The following is a 22,170-nucleotide window of genomic DNA, read 5'->3' on the forward strand; positions in this document are numbered from 1 at the left end:
CCGCGCGAAGCCTGCCTGGTGCAGCACCCTTTAGAGATTCCCGACCCTTCAAGGCCCCTGCGTATTTGCGTAGCGCAGCGGCTTCCTTTTGGTACGCAGCAAACTTTTCAATGATCTGACTGGAGAAACGACTTGGCATCCATCAAGCAAACGCTCGACGACATCCTGACCATCGACGGCGCCATGTGCGCGGCCGTCGTCGACTCGGGCAGCGGCATGATCCTTGGCTCCGCGGGGTCGGGCGTGGACATGGAGATCGCCGCCGCCGGCAACACGGAAGTCATGCGCTCCAAGCTCAAGACCATGCAGGCGCTGAGCCTGAACGACGTGATCGAGGACGTGTTGATCACCCTGGGCAGGCAGTACCACATCATCCGCCCCTCGGCATCGAAGGAGGGTGTCTTTCTCTACGTCGTGCTCGACAAGCAGCGCGCCAACCTCGCCCTGGCCCGCCGCAAGACGCAGGACGTCGACAAGCTGATGGACTTCTGAAATCAGCAGAAAGGCAGAAAGAATCTCCGTGCTCGACCTGAACGAAGTCGCAATGTTTGTGCAAGTGGCGCGTCTCGGCAGCTTCGCGGAAGCTGCGCGGCAGCTGCGCGTACCGTCGGCGACGGTGAGCCGGCGCATCCGGCAACTCGAGGCGCACCTGGGTACCCGGCTGTTGCAGCGCTCGACCCGCAAACTGGCGCTGACCAATGCCGGCCAATCCTTCCAGGAACGATGCGGCCCGGCGGTCGAAGCGTTGATCGGCGCCGGGCGGCTTCAGGTCGCGGGTGGCCAGGAACCGAGCGGCCTGGTACGGGTGGCAGCGCCAGCCAGCTTTTTCGATTTTTTCGAGATGGAATGGGTTGCCGATTTCCTGGCCGCGCATCCGCGGGTGCGGCTCGACTTCGTTCTCGACGATGTCGTGGCCGATCTCATCGGCGATCGCATCGACGTCGCCTTTCGCGGAGGGCCCTTGCAGGACTCGAGCTACGTGGCCCGCAAGATCTTCGCGAGCTACGGGGGGCTTCTTGCCAGCCCCGCCTACCTGGCAGCGCGGGGCGCACCCACAAGCCTGCAGGAGCTCCTCGAGCACGACTGCGTGACGCAGCCGCCGGACACCGGCAATCTCTCGACCTGGCGCCTGCAAGGCCCCGGCGGCGTGGAAGAAGACGTGCGGGTAAGGGGGCGCTTCATAAGCAACGTGCAGGGCGTGCTGCTCAAGGCCGCATGCGCCGGGCTGGGCATTTCCGCGCTGCCGTCGATCCTGACGGCGTCCGACGTGGCCGCTGGCAGGCTGGTGCCGGTGCTGCCGCAGTACATGCGGGCGGGACGCGGCCTGAGCGTCATCTACGCCAGCAGGCAGTACGTTCCGCAAGCGGTTTCGACGTTCGTCGACATGGCGATGGAGAAGCTCAGCCAGCAGGATTGGGCGCCTGCATCAAGGGGCGTGGCCGCCTGAGCCTGAGCGCCGAGCGCGACCGCCTGTTGCGTTCAGCCCGCCTTGGCGGAGCGGTCGGCGACGGTGATGGGGCAGGACGATGGCGCCTTGTCGAGTGCCCCGGTCGCGTCGGCGCCGCACCAGTCACCACCCAGCGCCTTCACCAGAAACACCGAGGTCAGCAGCCGCTGCCCCTGCAACTGCGCGGCCTGGCGCTCGACCGTGAGCAGCGACTGCTGCGCGGTGATCACGTCGAGATACGTCGAGGCGCCGCCTTCATAGCGGCTGGTCGCCATGTCGAGCACGCGCCGCGCCGCCGTCACGGCCGACTGCGCCTGCGTGGTCGCGCTGTCGAGCGCCGACAAGCCAGTGATGCCGTCTTCGACTTCCTGCATCGCCGTCAGCACGGTGCGGCGGTAGTTGCCCACGGTGGCGTCGTAGCCGGCCTTGGCAAAGTCGACGTTGGCGCGCACGCGCCCGCCGTCGAACAGCATCTGCGTGGCCGACACGCCCACCGACCACAGCAGGCTGGGCCCGTTGAACAGCGTCTCGATCGTTCGGCTGTCCACGCCCACGGTCGGCGAAATGATGAAGCTCGGATAGAAGGCCGCCGTGGCCACGCCGATCTGCGCATTGGCCGCAGCCATTGCGCGCTCGGCCGAGGCCACGTCGGGCCGGCGCTGGAGGATTTCCGAAGGCACGCCCAGCGGCACCGCGGGCGGCTTGATCTCGCGCAGATCCACCGGCAGAGCGAAGTTCGGCGCGGGGGTGCCGGTGAGTGTGGCCAGCGCGTGCTCGTACTGCGAGCGCTGCTTCTTCAGCACGTCGACCTGCGTCAGCGTGGTTTCGAGCAACGCCTGCTGCTGCGCCACGTCGAGGCCCGACACCGCGCCCAGGTCATGCCGCGCGGTGACCAGCTCCAGCGCGCGGCGTTGCAGGCCGATGGAGCGCGAGAGCACGTCGAGCTCGATGTCGGTCGAACGCAGGTTGAAGTAGTTGTTGGCCACGTCGGCGCTCAACAGCAACCGCGTGTTGGCCAGGTCGGCGGCCGATTGCTCGGCGGAGGCCGAGGCGCCCTCGACGGTGCGCTGCACGCGGCCCGCGAGGTCGAGCTCGTAGCTGGCGTTCAGCGAGACGGTGAAGTCGTTCTGCACCGTCGACGCGTTGGCGGTCGAGTAGTTCGTCAACGGCCGGTTGGCGGAAATCTTCAGGCGCGAGGCGCGTGTGCCGAGGCCCAGCTGCGGGTACTGGCTGGCCGCGTTGGACGCCAGCGCGGCGCGCGCCTGCGCCAGCCGCGCATTGGCAATGACCAGCGTCGGGCTGCCGGCCAGGGCCTGCGCCTGCAATGTGTCGAGCGTGGCGTCGTCGAAGCGCTTCCACCACGGGCCCTTGTCGGCGCTGTCGCTGGGCGCACTCACGCGCCAGGGCTCCTCGAGCTTCCAGCTGACGGGCAGGGGCGTGTCGGGTGTCTTGTAGTCGGGGCCGACCGCGCAGCCCGCGACGAGCGCGAGCACCGCGGCAGCCACTGCAACGGCCGGCGATCGCAACCTCACGCCGGTTCCTTCTTCGGCATGACGGGCGGGGCAGCCTTTGCGGCGGCCGGCGGCGCTTCGGGCGCGACGGCCACGATGTCGCCTTCGGCCAGCGAGTCCGAAGGGTTCAGCACCATGCGGTCGGTGCCTTCGAGCCCGTCGATCACTTCGACGTTCTCGCCGTAGTTGCGCCCCAGTGTCACGGCGCGCAGGCCCACGCGGCCCTTCGCATCGACCACCGCGATGCGCGTGCCCTCGGCGCGGAACAGCAGCGCGTTCGACGGCACGGTGAGCGTGCGGCTCGCGGCCAGCGGCAGCGACACCTGCACGTAGGCGCCCGGCAGCAGCGCACCGTCCTTGTTGGGCAGCGACACCTCGACCTGCATCATCCGCGTGGTCGTGTCGATGGAGCCTGCGGTGCGCGCCACCTGGCCCTTGAAGCTCTGGCCGCGCAGTTCGGCCTGCGTGACGACCACCGGCTGGCCCGCCTTCACCAGTTGCGCATAGGCCTGCGGCACGTTGATGTACACGCGCAGCGGGTCGGTCTGCGCGAGCAGGAAGAGGGCGCGCCCGGCACCGCCACCCGCGCCCGCGTCGATCAGGTCGCCCACGTCGACGTTGCGCCGCGTGATCACGCCCGCGAACGGCGCCACCACGCGCTTGAAGCCTTCGGTCTGTTTCAGCCGCTGCACGTTGGCATCAGCCGCTGCCACGTTCGAGGTGGCCTGCGCCACCGCGCTGCGGCGTTCGTCCAGGTCTTGTTGCGAAACCACGTCCTTCTTGCGCAGCGCCTCCCAGCGGTCGGCGGTGCTGCGCGCCAGGTCCAGCCCCGAAGCGGCCTGCGCACGCGCGGCCACGGCCTGCGACAGCTGTTGGTCGATTTCGGGCGTCTCGATCTCGGCGAGCAGTTCGCCCTTTTCGACGCGGCTGCCGATGTCCTTGGTCCAGCGCTTGAGGTAGCCGCTGGCGCGCGCCGAGATGGGCGACTGCACGAAGCCCTGCAGCGTGCCCGGCAGCGCCAGCGTCTGGCCGGTGGTGGGTGTGCGGGGCAGGGCGGTCTGCACGTACTGCCTGGCGCGCTCACTGGTGCCCGCTTCGAGCGCGCGGGCGTTGGCGATACGCACGAACACGGTGCGCGCCGCACCGAACGCCAGCAGCACTAGAACGATCAGCACCAGCCAGCGCGTGCGCCGCACGATCTGCCGGCGGCGCAGCAGTTCACCGTCGCCCTCTTCAACGGCGATGGGGTGAATGGCCAATGCCGAATGGCGTTGCTCCGTCATGAAATCAGTTCTCCTGGGGCGCTGCGCCCGCTGGCAGTTGTGGCTGGTGAGCGGCTTCGCGTGCCGCTTTGCGGTGCGCAAGCCGACTGTGCACCCCCGCGAACACGGCGGGTACGAAAAACAATGTCGACACCGTGGCAAAGATCAGGCCACCGATCACCGCGCGGCCCAGCGGCGCGTTCTGCTCGGCGCCTTCGCCCAGGCCCAGCGCCATCGGGATCATGCCGATGATCATGGCCAGCGCCGTCATCAGCACCGGCCGGATGCGCGTGGCGCCGGCTTCCAGCGCGGCCGACAGCGGCGGAATGCCCGCCTGCAGCCGCTCGCGCGCAAACGACACCAGAAGAATCGAGTTGGCCGTGGCCACGCCCATGGTCATGATCGCGCCTGTGAGTGCGGGCACGCTCAGCGTGGTGCCGGTGATGAACAGCATCCACGCAATGCCCGCCAGCGCAGCCGGCAGGGCGGTGATGATGATGGCTGCGTCGAGCCACGACTGGAAGGTGACGACGATCAGCAGGTACACCAGCACGATTGCCATTGCCAGCCCCACGCCCAGGCCGATGAACGACGACTGCATGGTCTGCACCTGCCCGCGGATCTCGACCCGGCTGCCGCGCGAGAGCTTTGGCCGCATCTCGTCGACCAGCTTCTGCACCTTCGACGCCACGCTGGCCAGATCGGTGCCCTGCACGCTCACGTACACGTCGATCACCGGCGCGATGTTGTAGCGCGACATCACGGCCGGCTGGCGGTCGGCCTGCGTGCTCACGAGGTTGCCCAGCAGTTGCTGCGCGCCGGTTCCCCCCGCTGCCGCACCTGTACCTGCGCCCACCGGAATGTTCAGCAGCGAGTCGAGCGAGTCGACGGTGTACTGCGGCGTCTGAACCGCGATGCTGTAGACCACGCCGTTCACCGGGTTCAGCCAGAAGGCCGGCGCCGTCTGCGAACTGCCCGACAGCGCAATGAGCACGTTCTGCCCCACGTTGGAGGCGGTCAAGCCGTATTGCTGCAGCCGCGTGCGGTCCATCTGCAGGCTCAGCGCCGGGCCGTCGAGCCGCTGGTGCACGTGGGCGTCGACCGCGCCCGGAATCTGGCGGATCGCCTTGGTCAGTTCGGCCGCGCGCAGGGCGTTGCCGGCCATGTCGTTGCCGCTGAACTGCACGTCAATGGCCGCGGGCAGGCCGAAGTTCAGGATCTGCGTGACGATGTCCGCCGGCTGGAAGAAAAACTCGATGCCCGGAAAGCGCTTGGGCAGCTCGGCCCGCAGGAGCGACACGAACTGCTCGGTCGGCTTGTGGCCCTCTTTCAGCGACAGCAGCAGCTCGCCGTCGAAGGTGCCGATGGTGCCGGCGTTGCTGTACGACAGGTTGATGCCGCTGTTGGGCACGCCCAGGTTGTCGAGGATGGTTTCGAGCTGGTCCTGCGGCACCAGCTCGCGGATGGCGGCCTCCACCTGGTCGGTGAGGCGCGCGGTTTCCTCGATGCGCGTGCCGGTGGGCGCGCGCAGGTGCAGGCGGATCTGGCCGGCGTCGACGGTCGGGAAGAAGTCGCGGCCCAGCGCCGGGTAGAGCAGGCAAGACAGCAGGCAGAAGCCGAGAAACAGGCCGATGAACCCGGCGCGCTTGGAGAGCACCGCGGACAGCACCAGCGTGTAGGCACGGCGCACGCGCTCGAAGCGGCGGTCGAAGGCGCGGTACAGGCGCTGCAGGGCGCTCTGCTTTGCACCTTCAGCCGGTGCTTGGGCATGCACGCCGCCCATCAGCAGCATCACCAGCGTCGGCACCAGCGTGCGCGAGAGCAGGTAGGACGCCAGCATGGCGAACACCACGGCTTCGGCCAGCGGCACGAACAGGAAGCGCGCCACGCCCGAGAGGAAGAACATCGGCACGAACACGATGCAGATGCACAGCGTGGAAACGAAGGCGGCCGAGCCGATCTCGCCCGCGCCGACCTCGATGGCCTCTTTCAGCGGCGTGCCCATGTGCAGGTGCCGCTCGATGTTCTCGATGGTCACGATCGCCTGGTCGACCAGGATGCCCACCGAGAGCGCCAGCCCGCCCAGCGTCATGAGGTTGAGCGTTTCGCCGAGCGAATACAGCACCAGGATCGACGCCAGGATCGACAGCGGAATCGTCAGCCCGATGATCAGCGTGCTGCGCCAGTTGCCCAGGAACAGCAGCACCATCGCGGCCGTGAGCGCTGCGGCCAGGATGGCTTCGAACACCACGCCCTTCACGGCTGCCTTGACGAACACCGACTGGTCGAACAGCGGCGTGATCTTGATGTCTTCCGGCATCGTCTGCGCGGCGATGGGCAGCATGGCGCGAATGTTGGAGACGATGTCCAGCGTGGACGCGCCGCCGTTCTTCAGCACCGACAGCAGCACGCCGCGCACGCCGTCCTGGCGCACTACGTTGGTCTGCGGCGAGAAACCGTCGCGCACGTAGGCCACGTCGCGCAGGTAGGTGGTGGCGCCGTTCACCGTGCGGATCGGCAGGTCGTTCAGGCCCGCGATGGCGTCGGGCGAGCCGTTCATCTTCACGTTGTATTCGGTGGCTCCGAACTTGGCCGTGCCCGAGGGAAGAATCAGGTTCTGCGTATTCACCGCGTTCACCACGTCGGCCGGCGAGAGGCCGCGCGCCTGCATTGCCTGGGTGTCGAGGTCGACCGAGATCAGCCGGTTCTTGCCGCCGTAGGGAAAGGGAATGGCCGCGCCCGGCACCGTGATGAGCTGCGGGCGCAGCTGGTTGACGGTGGAGTCGAACAGCGAATTTTCAGAGCGCGTGGGGCTCGACAGCGCCAGCTGGATCACCGGCACGCTGGAAGCCGAATACTTGATGACCAGCGGCGGCGTGATGCCCGGCGGCAGTTGGCGCACCTGCGCCTGCATGGAGGCCACCACCTGCGAGATGGCCATCTCGATGTTGGCCGTGGGCTGGAAGAACACCTTGATGATCGACACGCCCGCCAGCGACTGCGACTCGATGTGCTCGATGTCGCTCACCGTGGTGGTCAGCCCGCGCTCGACCTGCCCCGAGATGCGCTGCCCCATCTCCTGCGCCGGCAGGCCGGTGTAGTTCCAGATGACGCTGACCACCGGGATGTTGATTTCCGGGAAGATGTCGGTCGCCATGCGTGCGAGGACAAAGGGCGTGGCCAGCACGATCAGCATCGCCATGACGATGAAGGTGTACGGACGACGCAACGCAAGCTGGACCATGGAGGGGGCTCTCTGCTTCCGACGGAAAAAGGTTTCGCATCATAAGGAAGTAGATTTAAGTTTGCCGACGCCGTGGAATAGGGTGTGGCGCTTTACCAAAAGGGTGCATATGGACAGGGTCTGGCTGGTAGTGATGGGGGTTTCGGGGTGCGGCAAGTCGAGCCTGGGCGCGGCGCTGGCTACAGCCCTCGGGCTGCCGCTGATCGAGGGCGACGACCACCATCCGCCGGCCAACGTCGAGAAGATGAGCCACGGCATCGCGCTGACCGACGCTGACCGCGCAGGCTGGCTCGCGACGCTGGGCCGCGCGCTGGCCGATGCGCCGCAGGGCGCGGTGCTGACCTGCTCGGCGCTCAAGCGCATCTACCGCGAGCAGCTGCGCGCGGCCGTGCCGGGGCTGCGCTTCGTGTTCATGGAGATCGAGCGGGCCGAGGCCGAGCGCCGCGTGGCCGCGCGGGCTGGGGCTGGCGAACACATGTTCCCGGCCAGCCTCGTGGCCAACCAGTTCGCCACGCTGGAGTCGCCGGTGGGAGAGTCGGGCGTGCTCGCGGTGGATGCGACCGCGCCGCTGGCGCAGTCGGTGGGGGCGGTGAAGGCGTGGCTGCTCAGCCCTTGAGTTCGGCGCGCATACCTTCGAGCGTGGTGGCCACGCGGCCCATCACGTCGGCCACTGCGTCCAATTCGTCGCGCGTGGCCGGCGCGACCATCGCGGTCACCATCTCCGCCTGAACCGCCAGGCACTTCTGCGCCATTGCCATGCCGTCGTCGGTGAGCGTGAGGCGACGCACGCGCGCGTCGGCGCCATCGCTGTCGCGCCGCACCCAGCCCCGGGCCTCCATCTGCGTGAGCAGCATGCTGACGCCGCTCTTCGCCACGAAGCAGCGCGCGGCCAGCGCCTGCTGCGTGATGCCCGGCGTGGTCGCGATGGTGGCCAGCACCTCGTGCTCGCCCACGCGCAGGCCGATGGTGGCGAGCCGTGCCGTCATCACCGCCTCGCAGAGGTTGTAGGCCCGCACCACCGCCAGCCATGCGGCCGTGCCGTGGGGCGAAGAGGGCGTCTTGTCGGTCTTGCTGGGCTTGGGCTGCTTTGCTGCGGGCATTGAAATGGTTCAGTCTTGAACTAGAATGTTCTGAATTGAACCAATTCTAGGCTTTTCATGAACCTCTACCTGCGCTTGCTGATGACTCTGCTGCGTGCTTGGCGCGCACCTCGCCTTGCGCCGGGCGACACGCTGGAGCGGCAACTGCGCGTGCTGCCGAACGACCTCGACATCAACGGCCACATGAACAACGGCCGCTACCTGACGGTCGTCGACCTGATGCTGGTCGAGTACTTCGTGCGCACCGGCTTTGCAACCGCCATGCTGCGCCAGGGCTGGAGGCCGATGTCCGGCGGCTCGCTCATCAGCTACCGGCGCGGGCTCAACCCCTTTCAGGTGTACACGCTGCGCTTTCGGCTCGACGCCACCGACCAGCACTGGAACTACATGCGCTTCGAGTTCGTGCGCGGCGACAGGGTGTGCGCGGCCGGCTACATGAAGGGCGCGGCCGTGGGACGCGGCGGGCTGGTGCCGAACCAGGAGTCGTATGCAGCCATGGGGCTCGTGCCGCCGGCGCATGCGCTGCCGGGGCCAGTGCGTGACTGGATCGCGGCCGAGCAGGGCGTGATGAACGCAGCCTGGTAAGGCTCAACGCGTTGGCGGCGCATCGAGCGCCAGCCGCAGCCGCGTGACGTTCGGGTTGCCCGGATCGCGCTGCAGCTTGAAGCCCAGCTTGCGCGTCAGCGCCAGCATGCCGGTGTTGTCGTAGAGCGTGATGTCTGCCAGCTGCTTCACGCCGGCCGCCGCGGCCGCGTCGATCAGCTTGCGCATGAGCTTGTGGGCAACGCCGTGGTGCTGCCAGGCATCGGCGATGACCACGGCGAATTCGGCGACATGCGCAGTCTCGGGTGTCTCGCCGCGCACGTAGCGCACCACGCCCATCTGCTGCTCGGTGCCGTCGATTTCGGTCGTTGCGATGAGCGCGAGTTCGTGGTCGTAGTCGATGTGCGTCATGCGCCACAGCTCGTCGGGCTGCGGCTTTCGCGGCGACAGCAGGCGGTGGTAGCCCGTCTCTTTCGAGAGGCCGTCCACGAAGGCCGTGTGCATCGCTAGGTCATCGGCGCGGATCGGGCGGATGCGCACCGGGGTGCCGTCGCTCAGTTGCCAGTCCTCGACCAGGTGGCTGGGGTAGTCGAGGGCCGGCATGGCATCACTCAGTCGACTCAGCCGATCACTTCGGGCCAGTCTGTGTGGAAGAACTGGCCTTCGGGCTTGTCGGTGCGCTCATACGTATGCGCGCCGAAGAAATCGCGCTGCGCCTGCAGCAGGTTCGCCGGCAGGCGCTCGGTGCGGTAGCTGTCGTAGTAGGCCAGCGAGGCGCTGAAGGCCGGCACCGGAATGCCGTTGCTCACCGCCAGCGCCACCACTTCGCGCCAGTTCTGCTGCGTGCGGTTCAGCAGGTCCTTGAAGAACGGGTCGAGCATCAGGTTGCCCAGTGCAGGGTCGGTGCGGAAGGCGTCGGTGATGCGGTTCAGGAAGCGTGCGCGGATGATGCAGCCGCCGCGCCAGATCGATGCAATGCCGCCCAGGTCGAGACCCCAGCCCTTTTTGTCGCCCATGGTCTTGATGAGGTCGAAGCCCTGCGTGTAGCTGATGACCTTCGATGCATAGAGCGCGTCATGCACCTTGGCCACCAGCGCCTTCTTCTCGACCGACAGCTCGATCTTCGGCCCCTGCAGCAGCTTGCTGGCCGCCACGCGCTGCTTCTTCTGCGACGAGAGCACACGCGCTTCCACGGCCGCGTTGATGGTGCTGATGACCACTGCGTTCTCGGCCGCGTTGATCAGCGTCCACTGGCCCGTGCCCTTCTGGCCGGCCTTGTCGAGAATGACGTCGACGATGGGCTTGCCCGTTTCCGGGTCCTTCTGTTCGAGCGCCTTGGCGGTGATCTGGATCAGGTAGCTCTGCAGCTCGCCGTCGTTCCATTCGTTGAAGATGGCGGCCATCTCGTCGGTGCTGAAGCCGGCCGCCTTGAACAGGCTGTAGGCCTCGCAGATCAGCTGCATGTCGCCGTATTCGATGCCGTTGTGCACCATCTTCACGTAGTGGCCCGCGCCGCCGGGGCCGATGTGAATGACGCAGGGTTCGCCGTCCACCTTGGCCGCGATGCTCTCGAAGATCGGCTTCATCACCTCCCAGGTGGAAAGCGGCCCGCCCGGCATGATCGACGGCCCCTTGCGCGCGCCTTCTTCGCCACCCGACACGCCTGCGCCGATGAAGCGCAGGCCTTTGCTGCTCAGGTAGGCGTCGCGGCGCTCGGTGTCGGTGTAGAGGCTGTTGCCGCCGTCGATGACGATGTCGTCCTTGTCCAGCAGTGGAATGAGCTGCTCGATCACCTGGTCGACCGGCGCGCCTGCCTTCACCATGATCTGGATCTTGCGAGGCTTCGCCAGGCTCTGCACGAACTCTTCCAGCGTCTTTGCGCCGACCAGCTTCTTGCCGGGGTTGGCGGCAACGAAGGCTTCGGTGGTGGCCTCGGTGCGGTTGTACACGCTGACCTGGAAGCCGCGGCTTTCCACATTCAGCACGAGGTTCTGGCCCATCACGGCCAGGCCGATCAGTCCGAAATCGCTTTGCTTGTTGCTGCTCATGACCCGTCTTGCCCTTCTTTCATGTGCGTGCGCCGGAATGCCCCGCGCACGGGTTGGTTCGCGGGTCATTTTGCCGGTGCCTGCCGAGGGGCGGCGTCGGAGGAGGTCTATACCCGCTTGGCAAGCGGGCACGGCATGGGTATGTTTGGCGCGCATGAGCGATGCCATCGACACCATTCACCGCTGGTCTACCGACGCCGTGCCGCCCGCGCAGCGGCTGGACTACTGGGTGGGCGCGGTCTGCGAGGGCTTCCTGGAGATGGACGTGACCAGCCCGGTGGCGGGCAGCTTCGGTGCCACGCTCGAATCCGCGCCGCTCGGCCCCATCGTCGTCAACCAGGTGCGCGGCAGCGCGCAGGACGTGTACCGCACGCGCCGCGCCATTGCCCACAGCCGCAACAACTACTTCTACCTGCTGTGCAAGACCGATTCGGCCTGGGTGGCCGTGCAGGAAGACCGCTCCGCGCGGCTGCTGCCCGGCGATGCGGTGCTGGTCGATTCGCGCCGGCGCTACGAATTTCACCTGCTGCAATCGGCCGACACCATTTCGCTTGAACTGCCGACCGCCTGGGTCGATGCATGGATTCCCGATGCCGGCGACCAGGTGGCGCGGCGCATCGACGGGCAGGCGGGGTGGGGCGGCGTGCTGTGCAGCTTCGTGCGCCAGCTGACACCGCAGGTGGCCGCGAAGCCCCCGCTGCCGGTGGCGTTGCTGAGTGACCAGCTCGGTGGCCTGCTGGCGCTGGCCACGGGGCACGGCCCTTCAGAGTCTGGGAGCGAAGGGCGCGCCGCGCTGCGCCGCCGCGTGCTCGACGCCACGCGCGAACGCCATGCGGAGCCGGGCCTCACAGCCGCGGGCGTGGCGCGCGGGCTGGGCATATCGGAGCGCAGCCTGCACCGCTGCCTGGGCGAAGGCGGCACCACCTTCGCCACCGCGTTGGCGGGCTTTCGCATGCAGGCGGCGCGGCGCATGCTGGCCGATGCGCGCTTCGACCGCCTGGGCATCGCGGAGATCGGCTTTCGCGTGGGGCTGACTGACGCCTCGCACTTCGTGCGCCAGTGCCGCAGGCACCTGGGCGCCACGCCGGGTGAGCTGCGCCGCTTGCTCCGCTGAGCCGGTGCGGGCCTTCATTGCATTGCTGCGTTCAGCCGCGGCGCGCCAGCGGTCATGACCATCAATGCAATGCAGGCGGACAGGCCAAGGGCAGCGGAGAACCACAGTGCCCCGTCACCCCATCGCTCCACCGCGATGCCGAACAAAAACGGTGCCCCGGCCTGCACGATGCGCGCCGGCACCATCAGGAATCCCTGGCGCTGCCCGTAGCCCTCGGCACCAAAGATCAGCAGTGGAAGCGTCCCGATGGCGATGGTCAGGATGCCATTTCCCAAGCCGTGCAGCACTGCGAAAGCACCGGCGGCCGAAGTACCGAGCAGGCCGAGGCAGAGAGCGCCCAGCGGGTGAGCCAGCGTGGCCAGCCGGGCCGACAAAAGCGGATGCGCACGCTTGAGAAAAGTGAACTCGATCACCCGTCCCACCACCTGAGCTGGGCCGACCAAGGCGGCGATGCCAACTGCCGCGCCCAGCGTGGCACCACTGGCGAGCAACAGTTCCGGCAGATGCGCGGCCATTGCCGTGCTGATGAACCAGGTGACGGCAAAGACGTAGGCCATCAGGAAGGCGGCGCGGCGCTGCTGCGCTGGCGCAAGACCAGCGCCAACGTCCTTGTTGGCGACAGTTGCCTCCTTCGAAGCCTGATCGGTCCGGGCAGCGCGTGGCAGCAGCACATTGAGTGGAAGGCCGATCAGCAGGTGCATGGCCGCCCAGGCAAGGCACGCCCCGCGCCAGCCCACGGTGCTTTCCAGGTATGCGGACAGCGGCCACCCCACGGTGCTCGCAAAGCCTGCGAACAGCGTGATGCCGGTGATGGCTCGTCGCGCATCCTGGCCATGCAGGCGTACCACGGTGGCGAACGCGGCCTCGTAGAGTCCGCTGCCCATGGCCAGGCCCATCAACGCCCAAGCGGCGAATGCATGGGCGGGATGCGTGGCCTGGCTCAGCGCTGCCAACCCTGCGGCAAACACCACGTTGCTGGCGATGAGCACCGGGCGTCCGCCCAAGCGGTCGATGAGCCGGCCGGCGTAGGGTCCAATGCCGGCGGCAACGAGCAGCGCCACCGAGAAAGCACCGAAGACCGTGGACGTGGAAATGCCGATGTCCTTGCCGATGGCACCGGCCAGCACTGCGGGGAGGTAATACGACGAGGCCCACGCCAGGGTCTGAGCCACACCCAGCATCACTGTCGTCGTGGTCTTGCTTTGCACCCTGGGTTCGCCTCGCTCAGATGCTGCGCAGGTTGACCCGCTTCGAGAGGGCCTCCGCACTCTCGCGTCGTTCGCTGTAGCGGTCGACCAGGTAGCCCGCGCAGTCGCGCGTGAGCAGCGTGAACTTCACCAACTCTTCCATCACGTCGACCACTCGCTCGTAATACGGTGAGGGCTTCATGCGTCCGTTCTCCTCGAACTCGAGGAAGGCCTTGGCCACCGACGACTGGTTGGGGATGGTGATCATGCGCATCCAGCGGCCGAGCACGCGCAGCTGGTTCACGGCATTGAAGGACTGCGAGCCGCCCGAGACCTCCATGACCGCGAGCGTCTTGCCCTGCGTGGGCCGAATGGAGCCCATGGCCAGCGGAATCCAGTCGATCTGGGCTTTCATGATCCCGGTCATGGCGCCGTGACGCTCGGGCGAGGTCCAAACCATGCCCTCTGCCCACTGGGCGAGCCCGCGCAACTCCGCCACCTTGGGATGGTCGTCGGGCTCCGAGTCTGGCAGCGGCAGGCCCCGAGGATCGAAGGTCCGCGTCTCGGCGCCGAGCGCGCGCAGGAGCCGCGCTGCTTCTTCGGTCAACAAGCGGCTGTAGGAGCGCTCGCGGACCGAGCCATACAGCAGCAGGATGCGGGGCGCGTGCGTAGAGCGCTGCGCCGGCATCAACAGATCCGGATCGGCTTTTACGAGCAAGGCCGGATCGATGTTCGGCAGCTCACGACTCATACCAACCTCGCGACGAGTTCACGACCTTCACCACCGCCAGCATGATCGGCACCTCGATCAGCACGCCAACCACGGTGGCCAGCGCCGCGCCCGAGTGGAAACCGAACAGGCTGATGGCGGCAGCCACCGCCAGCTCGAAGAAGTTGGATGCGCCGATCAGCGCGGAGGGGCATGCAATGTTGTGCTTCTCGCCGAGCTTGCGGTTGAGCCAATAGGCCAAGCCGGAGTTCAGCACCACCTGAATCAGGATCGGCACCGCAAGCATCGCGATCACCAACGGCTGCTTGATGATGGCCTCGCCCTGAAAAGCGAACAGGAGCACGAGCGTCAGCAGCAGCGCCGCAATCGACCACGGCCCGATGCGATGCATCGCTCGCTCGAAAGCCGCAGGCCCGTTCTTCAGCAGTCGTTTGCGCAGCACCTGCGCGAAGATCACCGGCAAGACGATGTAGAGCCCCACCGAGGTGATGAGCGTGTCCCAAGGCACTGTGATGGCCGAGAGGCCCAGCAGCAACCCGACGATGGGAGCGAAGGCGAACACCATGATGGCGTCGTTCAAGGCGACCTGCGACAGCGTGAAGACAGGGTCGCCGCCAGTCAGGCGGCTCCAGACGAACACCATCGCCGTGCAGGGAGCGGCGGCCAGCAGGATCAAGCCTGCGACGTAGCTGTCGAGCTGGTCGGCTGGCAAGTGGCCCGCAAAGACCTGGCGCACGAAGAGCCACGCCAGGAAGGCCATCGAGAACGGCTTCACCGCCCAGTTGATGAACAGCGTCACGCCGATACCGCGCCAGTGGTTTTTCACCTGCGCAAGGGCTGCGAAATCGACTCGCAGCAGCATCGGGATGATCATCACCCAGATCAGCACGCCCACGGGGATGTTGACCTTGGCGACCTCGAGGCGGCCAACGGCCTGGAACACGGCCGGGAACAACTGCCCCAATGCGATGCCGACGACGATGCAGAGGAACACCCACACCGTCAGGTAGCGCTCGAACACGCTCATGGGAGCCGCACTGGCGCGCGGGCTTTCGATGACTGCGCTCATGGTGTCAGTTCGTGGAGATGCGCTTCAGCCGCTCTTGCAGCTCGGCGTCGCTCATTGCTTGCGGGTTGTCCAGTGCGAGCAGTTGCAGCATGCGATAGGAGATCGCCTGGCGCGTCAGCTCGAAGGCCTGGCGCTTGGCGACATCGCCGCCCTCGGTATTCGACGGGTCCGGATATCCCCAATGCACCTTGACGCGCGTGCCTGGCCAGTAAGGGCATGCCTCCTGTGCCGCGCTGTCGCAGACGGTGATGACCACATGCATGACCGGCGTGGCGAACTCGTCCCAGCTCTTGCTGCGAAAGCCCTCGGTGTTCACGCCGGCCGCCTGCAGCACATCGATGGCGAACGGATTGATTCTTCCGCTGGGCGCGCTGCCGGCGCTGAACGCCTTCACGTCCTTGCCGAGCTTCTGGGCCCAGTGGTTGAGCATGCCCTCGGCCAGCACGCTGCGAGCCGAGTTGTGGGTGCAGAGGATGAGTACGTTGAGTGTCATTGGGGAGCCTTCTGAACCTTGCCGATGTCGCGGATCTCGCGCTGGATGGCCATCGAGTCGAGCCGGGCCAGAGGCAGCGCCAGCATCAGCTCGATCCGGCGCTTCAGCGTGAGGGCCGTGTCCATGAACTGACGCTCGGTGGCCTCTTCCGGCCCCGCGAATGCTGCAGGGTCGGCCACGCCCCAGTGCGCGGTCATCGGCTGGCCGGGCCACACCGGGCACACCTCGCCCGCGGCCTTGTCGCAGACGGTGAGAACGAAGTCCATCTCCGGCGCGTCCGGCTTCGCAAACTCGTCCCAGTTCTTGCTGCGATAGCCGGTGGCGGGAAGGTGCATCTTGTCCAGAGTGAGCAACGCGTAGGCGTTGACCTTGCCAGCAGGGTGGCTGCCAGCGGAGTAGGCCTTGAATCGCCCTTTGCCCAGGTAGTTGAGCAGGCCCTCGGCCAGGATGGAGCGCGCAGAGTTGCCTGTGCAGATGAAGAGGACGTTGTAGGTCTTGTCAGCCATGACGATGTTTCTCGGTGGAAGTCGGGGTGATCTCTTTGAACATGCAGACGGCCGAGGCCGGGCACAGGCTCTTGAATTCGGTGCTCGCCTGAACAGATGCCGGCAGCGCCATGCGGTCGCAGCGCTCGAAGCCTCGGGCCTCGAAGAATGGCTCGGCCGTGGTGGTGAGGATGCAGAGGCGATTCACGCCTTTCGACGCGGCGAAGGTTTCCATGGTCTGCAGGGCCTGGTCGCCCAGACCATTGCCGCGTGCATCGGCGCGAACGGCGAGGGAGCGGAGCAAGGCGGTGTCGCCGAATCGCTCCAGACCGACACAGGCAAGAATGCCTTCGTCGCCGGCACGACTCACGAAGAAGGCCTCCATGTGCTCTTCCCGAAGGTCAGATTCGGGCAGGCCGACATCCCGAAGAAGAGACCGCACGGGCGGCAGAGACGCGGCCTCTGCGCGAACGAACAGCGATCTGACCAGCGATTCGGATGGTGCTTGGGGCATGGCGCAGCCCTCAGCAGCAGGCGGACTCGGCCTTGGCGACGGACTTGGGCTGACCGTAGACCGGCACGGCGCCATCCAAGGTCTGGAAATGCTCCCACGCGATCCCCTGCGGATCGGTGACCCAGTGCTTCTCGCTGCGTGCGTAGCAACACACGGTCTCGCCTTCGTCGAGCAGGGTCCGGTCGGCCGCCTGGCCGCGAGCCTTCAGTTCGGCGAGTTCCATTTCATCCTCGGCCTGGATGCCGAGATGGTCGATGCCTTTGCCCTGTCCGACCGTGGAGATTGCGAAATTGACGCGCGGATCTTCGAGCATCCATTTCGCATAGTCGGCCTCTACACGCGCCGGCGGCGACGCAAACAGGTTGGAATAGAAGTCGATGCTCTTGGCGAGGTCATCGACGTGCAGATGGACGTGGAAGCGCTTCATGGGGTTCTCCTTCAGCATTCACAGGCGGTGGCGGTGGCGGTGGCGCTGGCAGGCAGGCAAGCCTCGCCTTGGCAGCAGTTCTCGGTGAGGTAGGCGAGCAGGCCATTCATCTGGTCGAACGCCGCGCGGTAGATGAGATTGCGACCCTGCCGCTCCTGCGAGACCAGCCCCGAATGCATGAGCTCCTTGAGATGGAACGACAGGCCTGTGGCCGGCACCTCGAGCGCTTCGGTCAGCGCGCCGGGCGTGAGGCCGGCAGGGCCTGCCACCACCAGCGCACGAAACACCCGCAGGCGAACGGGTTGCGCCAGTGCGGCAAGGGATCGGACAACGTCATTTTCTTCCATGATTCAAGTATCGTTGAATAATTGAATTGAGGCAACCCGTCTGGCACGAACCGGCCATCGCGCTGGCACACATCGGCCATGCGCAAGTCACCGATGTTCCTTACAGTCGTGCTCCGTCACAAACAAAAGGAGACACACCCACCATGTCCGACACCTATGTTCTCGTCCACGGCGCCTGGCACACCGGCGCAGAAATCGAAGCCGTGGCCGACGGCCTGCGCGCCGCGGGGCACACCGTGTATTGCCCGACGCTCGCTGGCAACAACCCCGGCGACGACCGCTCCAGCATTGGCCTGGAAGACGCCATCGCTTCCGCCGTGCGCTACATCGAGGAGAAAGACCTCACGCAGGTCCGCCTCGTGGGCCACAGCTACGGCGGCATGGTGATTTCGGGCGTGGCGGATCGCATCGCGCCGCGCCTGAAGCGGCTGGTGTACATCAACGCCTTCGTGCCGCTCGACGGCGAATCGCTCAACGACATGGTGCCGCCGCACTACGTGACGATGTTCGACGCCGTCGCGGCCGACAACGGCAATGCCGTGACGCTGCCCTTCGAGATCTGGCGCGAAGCCTTCATCAACGACGCAGACCTGCCGACCGCGACGGCTGCCTACGACAAGCTCAACCCGCACCCGTACCGCACCTTCACCGACAAGATCAGGCTGCAGCAGCCGCTGGCCGCGCTGGCGCTGGGTAAGTCGTATGTCAACTGCCTGCAGGACACCGCGCTGCCGCACGGCATGCCATGGCATCCGCGCCTGTCGGAGCGGCTGGGCCTGTTCCGGCTGGTGGAGTGCCCCGGCAGCCACGAGATGTTCTTCTCGAACCCCCAGAGGCTTGCGCAGGCCATTCTGGAGGCGGGGCGGGACTGACTTTACCGATCAGTTGCCGCTGAAGAGCGCGTCGTACACGCGGATCGACGCATAAGCGTCGTTCGCGGCGTAGCGGATCTGAGCCTCGGTGAGCTGCTTGTTGGCCCAGTTCGAGGTGGTCGCCTTGCGCGACTTGATGAAGCGGCGGTTGAACACCAGCGCCACCGCCGCCTTCACGCCGACCGACTTGCGGTAGCCGCGATGGCGGAATTCGTTATCGATGTCGAACACCGCCTTCGGCTCGATGTTGAGCCGGTTGCGGATCAGCGTGAGGTCGCCCGACAGGCCGAAGCCGACCTTGCGCAGCTCGGTGGAGGCGATCAGCGCGGCCACCACCGGGTTGCACTCGGTGCGATGCAACTGGAACAGCCACGCGGTGTCGCGTGTCGAGAACTGCACGACGTGCGGGCCACCCGACACCTCGTTCTTCGCGAAGGTGGGTTTCGATTCGGTATCGAAGCCGGCGATGCCCGCGGCGAGCAGCGTGACGGCGGCGTGTTCTGCGTCTTGCAGCGTCTGCACGACCACGATGTCTTTCAGGCCGAGGCCTTCGAAGGGTTCGAGCAGCGCGATCTGTTCGCGCTCGGGTAGGGGCGGGAGCTTTGGGTTCTCGCTCACCGGGAGGCTGCTTTCGCTGTCTTTTTCTTCACTGCGGTTTTCTTCACTGCGGCTTTCTTTGCGGGTGTTTTCTTCGGCTTCGGTGGCTGGCCCGAGCGCAGCGCTGCTTCGTAGGCAAGGCGGCCCCACAGGGCGGCTTCCTCGCGGTCTTCGAAGAGATCCGCCGGGGCTTGCCGGTACGACATCGGCATTGACTTGCCCTGGCGCACGTAGGTGAAGGGCGGCAGGTTCAGCCTGTCGAAATGCGCGGCGCTTTCGGCATCGGCCTTGAGGTAGAGCGTGTCCCTGGCGACCAGCGCGATCATGCGGCCTTCATGCCAGATGCCGTGGCCGCCGAACATGCGGCGCGTTTCGATGCGGCCCAGGCGTTCGAAGGTTTCGTGCAGGCTTTCGACGAATTCGCTCATGCGGTGATCTCGATGCGGTTGCCATCCGGATCGAGCACCACGCTCTCATAGTAGCCATCGCCGGTGCGGCGCGGGCCGTCGAGCAGCGGGTAGCCATCGGCCTTCAGGCGTTGCGTGAGTTCGTCGACCGCGGTGTCGGAGCCCACGCTGATCGCCAGGTGCGTCCAGCCCATGCGCTGCGCGCCGGCTTCGGCCGTCACGGGCGAGAGCGTGCTCGTGGTCATGGCCTCTATGCGTGCGCCATCGCCCAGGCTCAGGAAGCACGAGGCGAAGCCCTTGGCTGGGTTGACGTAGCCTGCGCCAGCGGTAGCGCCGAAGTAGTCGACATAGAAGCGCTTGCAGCGTTCGAGATCGGTGGTCCAGAGTGCGATGTGGTCGATGCGCATGGGCACGAAAAGAAGGATGGGTTCAGCCGATGCGCCACGGCGGGCGCGAGGGCGACCAATGGTAGGCGATGCGTTCGCGGCCGCTCGATGGGTGCCGGTCGACCGCACCGCGCTCAAGGCCATAGCGTTCGTAGAAGCGCTGCGCCGACGTGTTGGTGGCCGCCACGTGCAGCCACCAGCCTGTGGGAATGCGCACGCAGGCTTCGTCGAGCAACGCCTTGCCCAGGCCCTGGTTGCGCAGATGGGGCTCGACGAAGAGCTGTGCCACGTACTCGCGCCGCTCCAGCAGCACCATGAACGCCAGCACCTGCCCGTCGCGCTCCGCCAGCACCACTTCGGCGGGCGGGCCGAACTCGGTCTGCACGCGGTGCAGCCAGTAGCCGATCGGCTCGAAATGGGGAACGCCCCGGTTGGCCGCGATCCACGCGCGGCGCCAGATGCCGGCCAGCACCATGTTCTCTTCGGCGCTGCCTTCGCGCAACCGCAGGTGGAAGGCGGGAATTTGGGCGGCGGACATGCGAACCATGATACGGCGCGGGGCCGCTGTGGTCGATGAGGCGCGGCCCTAAGAACGCAGGGTTTGCGCGTGGTGCGCGATGTGGTCGGCCATGAAGCTCTGGATGAAGTAATAGCCGTGGTCGTAGCCCGCATGGCGGCGCAGAGTGAGCGGCTGCCCGGCGGCGAAGCAGGCGGCCTCGAAGGCCTCGGGGTGCAACTGCTCGGCGAGGAATTTGTCGGCCAGGCCCTGGTCGATGAGGATGCCCTGCGGGTAGGGCGCTACCACCTGCGACTTCATGAGCGCGCTGGCGTCGTGCGCGAGCCACTGCGCGCGGTCAGCGCCGGGCTGGCCCAGGTAGCCACCGAGCGCCTTCTCGCCCCACGGGCACTGCGTGGGCGCGCAGATCGGCGCGAAGGCCGAGAGCGACTTGAAGCGCCCCGGATGCCGCAGCGCCAGCGTGAGCGCGCCGTGGCCGCCCATCGAGTGGCCGAAGATGCCGATGCGCTCGCCGTCGATGGCGAAGTGCTTGGCGACCAGCGGCAGCAGCTCGTGCACGACCCAGCTTTCCATGCGCCAGTGCGTGGCCCATGGCTCGGCGAGCGCGTCGAGGTAGAAGCCGGCGCCGATGCCGAAATCCCAGTCGTCCTTCGCACCCGGAATGCTTTCCACCTCGCGGCCGCGCGGGCTGGTGTCGGGCGAGATGAGCGCGAGGCCCAGGCTCGCGGCCATGCGCTGCGCACCGGCCTTCACCGCGAAGGTTTCTTCGTTGCAGGTCAGGCCCGCGAGGTAGAGCAGGGCGGGCACCCGCTCGTGCGCGACCTGCGGCGGCAGGTAGACCGAGAAGCGCATCGGCAGGCCGATTTCATGCGAGCGGTGCTCGAGAAAGCGCTGCACGCCGCCGAAGGCGTGATGCTCGGAAAGCGTCTTTGGGGTGTTGTCGGTCATTGCGGGTTCTTGCCGCGCAGGGCGGGCACGAGTTCGAGCACGGCGTCTGCAAAGGTGCGCGGCGCTTCCTGCGGCATGTTGTGGCCCGCGCCGGGCACGAGCCGGTGCGAACGCGGGCCGCTGAAACGGTGTGCGTGGGCCGATGCGTCGGCCGGCGGGCGTACGCCGTCGTCGATGCCGTCGAAAGTGATGGCGGGCACGGTGATCGCGGGCTGGGCCGCGAGGCGGCGTTCGATGTCTGCATAGGCCGGGTCGCCCGGCACGAGGCCGAAGCGGTGGCGGTACGACTGGATCACCACGTCCACGAAGTCGGGGTGGTCGAAGGCGGCGGCGCTGCGCTCGAAGGTGGCGCCGTCGAACTTCCAGGTTGGCGACCAGAGCTTCCACAGCAGCTTCGTGAGCGCCTTGCGGTTTTTCTCGAGGCCGGCGCGGCCGCGCTCGCTGTGGAAGTAGTACTGGTACCAGAGGCTGTACTCGTTGGCAGGCGTGTCCGGCTCCATCGCTTTCGCGATGTTCTGGATGTTGTAGCTGTTGAGGGACACCAGCCCCGCGCAGCGTTCGGGCCACAGCGCCGCGACCACGCAGGCGGCACGGCCGCCCCAGTCGTAGCCGGCAAGCACTGCGCGCTCGATCTTCAGCGCGTCGAGCAGCGCGAGCAGGTCGGCGCCCAACGCGGCCTGTTCGCCCGAGCGCGGTGTGGCGTCGCTCAGGAAGCGCGTGGCGCCGTAGCCGCGCAGGTACGGCACGATCACGCGGCAGCCCTGGTCGGCCAGCATCGGCGCGACTTCGGCGTAGGTGTGGATGTCGTATGGAAAGCCGTGCATCAGCAGCACGGGCGGGCCGTCGACAGGGCCTGCCTCGTAGTAGGCGACTTCGAGGACGCCCGCTTCGATCTTGCGCAGGGGTTCCATGCGATTCATGG

At 66.9% G+C, this 22,170-nt stretch carries 26 protein-coding genes; 6 read left to right on the forward strand and 20 right to left on the reverse strand.

Annotated features, from left to right (window positions below; genetic code table 11):
- Window positions 1-132 precede the first annotated feature (132 nt).
- Window positions 133-492, forward strand: coding sequence for a hypothetical protein (locus ACSFBF_RS15195; protein WP_435468291.1), 360 nt, complete (start codon window positions 133-135; stop codon window positions 490-492).
- Between the two features lie 28 nt (window positions 493-520).
- Window positions 521-1,447 carry a LysR family transcriptional regulator gene (locus ACSFBF_RS15200; RefSeq protein ID WP_435468293.1) on the forward strand — a complete coding sequence of 309 codons (927 nt, stop codon included), beginning with the start codon at window positions 521-523 and terminating at the stop codon, window positions 1,445-1,447.
- Window positions 1,448-1,479: 32 nt separating this feature from the next.
- Here ACSFBF_RS15200 and ACSFBF_RS15205 read toward each other — a convergent pair whose 3' ends face one another.
- From ACSFBF_RS15205 to ACSFBF_RS15215, 3 genes are read right to left on the reverse strand one after another with little or no spacing between them, the layout of a single operon-like run.
- On the reverse strand, window positions 1,480-2,979 hold the full coding sequence (locus ACSFBF_RS15205; protein WP_435468295.1) for an efflux transporter outer membrane subunit: 1,500 nt from the start codon (window positions 2,977-2,979) through the stop codon (window positions 1,480-1,482).
- Window positions 2,976-4,241: an efflux RND transporter periplasmic adaptor subunit gene (locus tag ACSFBF_RS15210; protein WP_435468297.1), complete on the reverse strand. Its 1,266-nt coding sequence runs from the start codon at window positions 4,239-4,241 to the stop codon at window positions 2,976-2,978. The genes ACSFBF_RS15205 and ACSFBF_RS15210 overlap by 4 nt, the downstream gene beginning before the upstream one ends.
- 4 nt (window positions 4,242-4,245) lie before the next feature.
- Window positions 4,246-7,464 carry an efflux RND transporter permease subunit gene (locus tag ACSFBF_RS15215; RefSeq protein ID WP_435468299.1) on the reverse strand — a complete coding sequence of 1,073 codons (3,219 nt, stop codon included), beginning with the start codon at window positions 7,462-7,464 and terminating at the stop codon, window positions 4,246-4,248.
- A 109-nt stretch (window positions 7,465-7,573) separates the two neighbouring features.
- Between ACSFBF_RS15215 and ACSFBF_RS15220 the strand changes: the two genes are divergently transcribed.
- The gene (locus tag ACSFBF_RS15220) at window positions 7,574-8,080 is read left to right on the forward strand and encodes a gluconokinase (RefSeq protein ID WP_435468301.1); all 507 of its coding nucleotides are present in this window, start codon (window positions 7,574-7,576) and stop codon (window positions 8,078-8,080) included.
- On the opposite strand, the gene ACSFBF_RS15225 is transcribed toward ACSFBF_RS15220, so the two are convergent.
- Window positions 8,070-8,564 carry a MarR family winged helix-turn-helix transcriptional regulator gene (locus ACSFBF_RS15225; RefSeq protein ID WP_435468303.1) on the reverse strand — a complete coding sequence of 165 codons (495 nt, stop codon included), beginning with the start codon at window positions 8,562-8,564 and terminating at the stop codon, window positions 8,070-8,072. The two genes, ACSFBF_RS15220 and ACSFBF_RS15225, sit on opposite strands and share 11 nt — an antisense overlap.
- Before the next feature lie 57 nt (window positions 8,565-8,621).
- Here ACSFBF_RS15225 and ACSFBF_RS15230 point away from each other — a divergent pair, with 57 nt between their 5' ends.
- Window positions 8,622-9,149, forward strand: coding sequence for a thioesterase family protein (locus ACSFBF_RS15230; RefSeq protein WP_435468305.1), 528 nt, complete (start codon window positions 8,622-8,624; stop codon window positions 9,147-9,149).
- A 3-nt stretch (window positions 9,150-9,152) separates the two neighbouring features.
- On the opposite strand, the gene ACSFBF_RS15235 is transcribed toward ACSFBF_RS15230, so the two are convergent.
- Entirely contained in the window at window positions 9,153-9,710 is a 558-nt protein-coding gene (locus tag ACSFBF_RS15235; protein ID WP_435468307.1) for a GNAT family N-acetyltransferase, read from the reverse strand.
- A 17-nt stretch (window positions 9,711-9,727) separates the two neighbouring features.
- Window positions 9,728-11,155 (reverse strand): decarboxylating NADP(+)-dependent phosphogluconate dehydrogenase, encoded by a 1,428-nt coding sequence (gene gnd / locus ACSFBF_RS15240; RefSeq protein ID WP_435468309.1) that lies wholly within the window; start codon window positions 11,153-11,155, stop codon window positions 9,728-9,730.
- 154 nt (window positions 11,156-11,309) lie between these two features.
- Between gnd and ACSFBF_RS15245 the strand changes: the two genes are divergently transcribed.
- Window positions 11,310-12,269, forward strand: coding sequence for an AraC-like ligand-binding domain-containing protein (locus tag ACSFBF_RS15245; protein WP_435468311.1), 960 nt, complete (start codon window positions 11,310-11,312; stop codon window positions 12,267-12,269).
- 14 nt (window positions 12,270-12,283) lie between these two features.
- Here ACSFBF_RS15245 and ACSFBF_RS15250 read toward each other — a convergent pair whose 3' ends face one another.
- The 8 genes from ACSFBF_RS15250 to ACSFBF_RS15285 are packed head-to-tail and all read right to left on the reverse strand — an operon-like array spanning window position 12,284 to window position 17,521.
- The gene (locus ACSFBF_RS15250) at window positions 12,284-13,477 is read right to left on the reverse strand and encodes an MFS transporter (RefSeq protein ID WP_435468313.1); all 1,194 of its coding nucleotides are present in this window, start codon (window positions 13,475-13,477) and stop codon (window positions 12,284-12,286) included.
- 16 nt (window positions 13,478-13,493) lie between these two features.
- Window positions 13,494-14,207 carry an arsenical resistance protein ArsH gene (gene arsH, locus ACSFBF_RS15255; protein WP_435468315.1) on the reverse strand — a complete coding sequence of 238 codons (714 nt, stop codon included), beginning with the start codon at window positions 14,205-14,207 and terminating at the stop codon, window positions 13,494-13,496.
- Window positions 14,197-15,255 (reverse strand): ACR3 family arsenite efflux transporter, encoded by a 1,059-nt coding sequence (gene arsB / locus ACSFBF_RS15260; RefSeq protein ID WP_435468317.1) that lies wholly within the window; start codon window positions 15,253-15,255, stop codon window positions 14,197-14,199. Before arsB ends, arsH begins: the two co-directional genes overlap by 11 nt.
- Window positions 15,256-15,259: 4 nt before the next feature.
- On the reverse strand, window positions 15,260-15,748 hold the full coding sequence (locus tag ACSFBF_RS15265; RefSeq protein ID WP_435468319.1) for an arsenate reductase ArsC: 489 nt from the start codon (window positions 15,746-15,748) through the stop codon (window positions 15,260-15,262).
- Entirely contained in the window at window positions 15,745-16,254 is a 510-nt protein-coding gene (locus tag ACSFBF_RS15270) for an arsenate reductase ArsC (protein WP_435468321.1), read from the reverse strand. Before ACSFBF_RS15270 ends, ACSFBF_RS15265 begins: the two co-directional genes overlap by 4 nt.
- Window positions 16,247-16,747 carry an arsenic resistance N-acetyltransferase ArsN2 gene (arsN2, locus tag ACSFBF_RS15275; protein WP_435468323.1) on the reverse strand — a complete coding sequence of 167 codons (501 nt, stop codon included), beginning with the start codon at window positions 16,745-16,747 and terminating at the stop codon, window positions 16,247-16,249. Before arsN2 ends, ACSFBF_RS15270 begins: the two co-directional genes overlap by 8 nt.
- A gap of 10 nt (window positions 16,748-16,757) precedes the next feature.
- Window positions 16,758-17,174, reverse strand: a complete 417-nt coding sequence (locus ACSFBF_RS15280) for an ArsI/CadI family heavy metal resistance metalloenzyme (RefSeq protein ID WP_435468325.1) — start codon at window positions 17,172-17,174, stop codon at window positions 16,758-16,760.
- An 11-nt stretch (window positions 17,175-17,185) separates the two neighbouring features.
- Complete coding sequence (locus tag ACSFBF_RS15285) at window positions 17,186-17,521, reverse strand: ArsR/SmtB family transcription factor (RefSeq protein WP_435468327.1); 336 nt, start codon at window positions 17,519-17,521, stop codon at window positions 17,186-17,188.
- A gap of 143 nt (window positions 17,522-17,664) precedes the next feature.
- On the opposite strand from ACSFBF_RS15285, the gene ACSFBF_RS15290 reads away from it, so the two are divergent.
- Entirely contained in the window at window positions 17,665-18,393 is a 729-nt protein-coding gene (locus ACSFBF_RS15290; protein ID WP_435468329.1) for an alpha/beta fold hydrolase, read from the forward strand.
- A 9-nt stretch (window positions 18,394-18,402) separates the two neighbouring features.
- Here the strand turns inward: ACSFBF_RS15290 and ACSFBF_RS15295 are convergent, their stop codons facing one another.
- Genes ACSFBF_RS15295 through ACSFBF_RS15320 form a run of 6 tightly spaced genes read right to left on the reverse strand, consistent with a single transcriptional unit; the run spans window position 18,403 to window position 22,168 of the window.
- Window positions 18,403-19,011: a 3'-5' exonuclease gene (locus ACSFBF_RS15295; protein WP_435468331.1), complete on the reverse strand. Its 609-nt coding sequence runs from the start codon at window positions 19,009-19,011 to the stop codon at window positions 18,403-18,405.
- The gene (locus tag ACSFBF_RS15300) at window positions 19,008-19,418 is read right to left on the reverse strand and encodes a TfoX/Sxy family protein (RefSeq protein ID WP_435468333.1); all 411 of its coding nucleotides are present in this window, start codon (window positions 19,416-19,418) and stop codon (window positions 19,008-19,010) included. The genes ACSFBF_RS15295 and ACSFBF_RS15300 overlap by 4 nt, the downstream gene beginning before the upstream one ends.
- Window positions 19,415-19,804: a VOC family protein gene (locus ACSFBF_RS15305; RefSeq protein ID WP_435468796.1), complete on the reverse strand. Its 390-nt coding sequence runs from the start codon at window positions 19,802-19,804 to the stop codon at window positions 19,415-19,417. The genes ACSFBF_RS15300 and ACSFBF_RS15305 overlap by 4 nt, the downstream gene beginning before the upstream one ends.
- 22 nt (window positions 19,805-19,826) lie before the next feature.
- The gene (locus ACSFBF_RS15310) at window positions 19,827-20,321 is read right to left on the reverse strand and encodes a GNAT family N-acetyltransferase (protein ID WP_307614993.1); all 495 of its coding nucleotides are present in this window, start codon (window positions 20,319-20,321) and stop codon (window positions 19,827-19,829) included.
- A 48-nt stretch (window positions 20,322-20,369) separates the two neighbouring features.
- Window positions 20,370-21,248: an S-formylglutathione hydrolase gene (gene fghA, locus ACSFBF_RS15315; RefSeq protein ID WP_435468336.1), complete on the reverse strand. Its 879-nt coding sequence runs from the start codon at window positions 21,246-21,248 to the stop codon at window positions 20,370-20,372.
- Entirely contained in the window at window positions 21,245-22,168 is a 924-nt protein-coding gene (locus ACSFBF_RS15320; protein ID WP_435468338.1) for an alpha/beta fold hydrolase, read from the reverse strand. The genes fghA and ACSFBF_RS15320 overlap by 4 nt, the downstream gene beginning before the upstream one ends.
- Between the last annotated feature and the right edge of the window lie 2 nt (window positions 22,169-22,170).

The organism is Variovorax nivicola, assembly GCF_051216475.1.
Lineage (GTDB): Bacteria > Pseudomonadota > Gammaproteobacteria > Burkholderiales > Burkholderiaceae_C > Variovorax.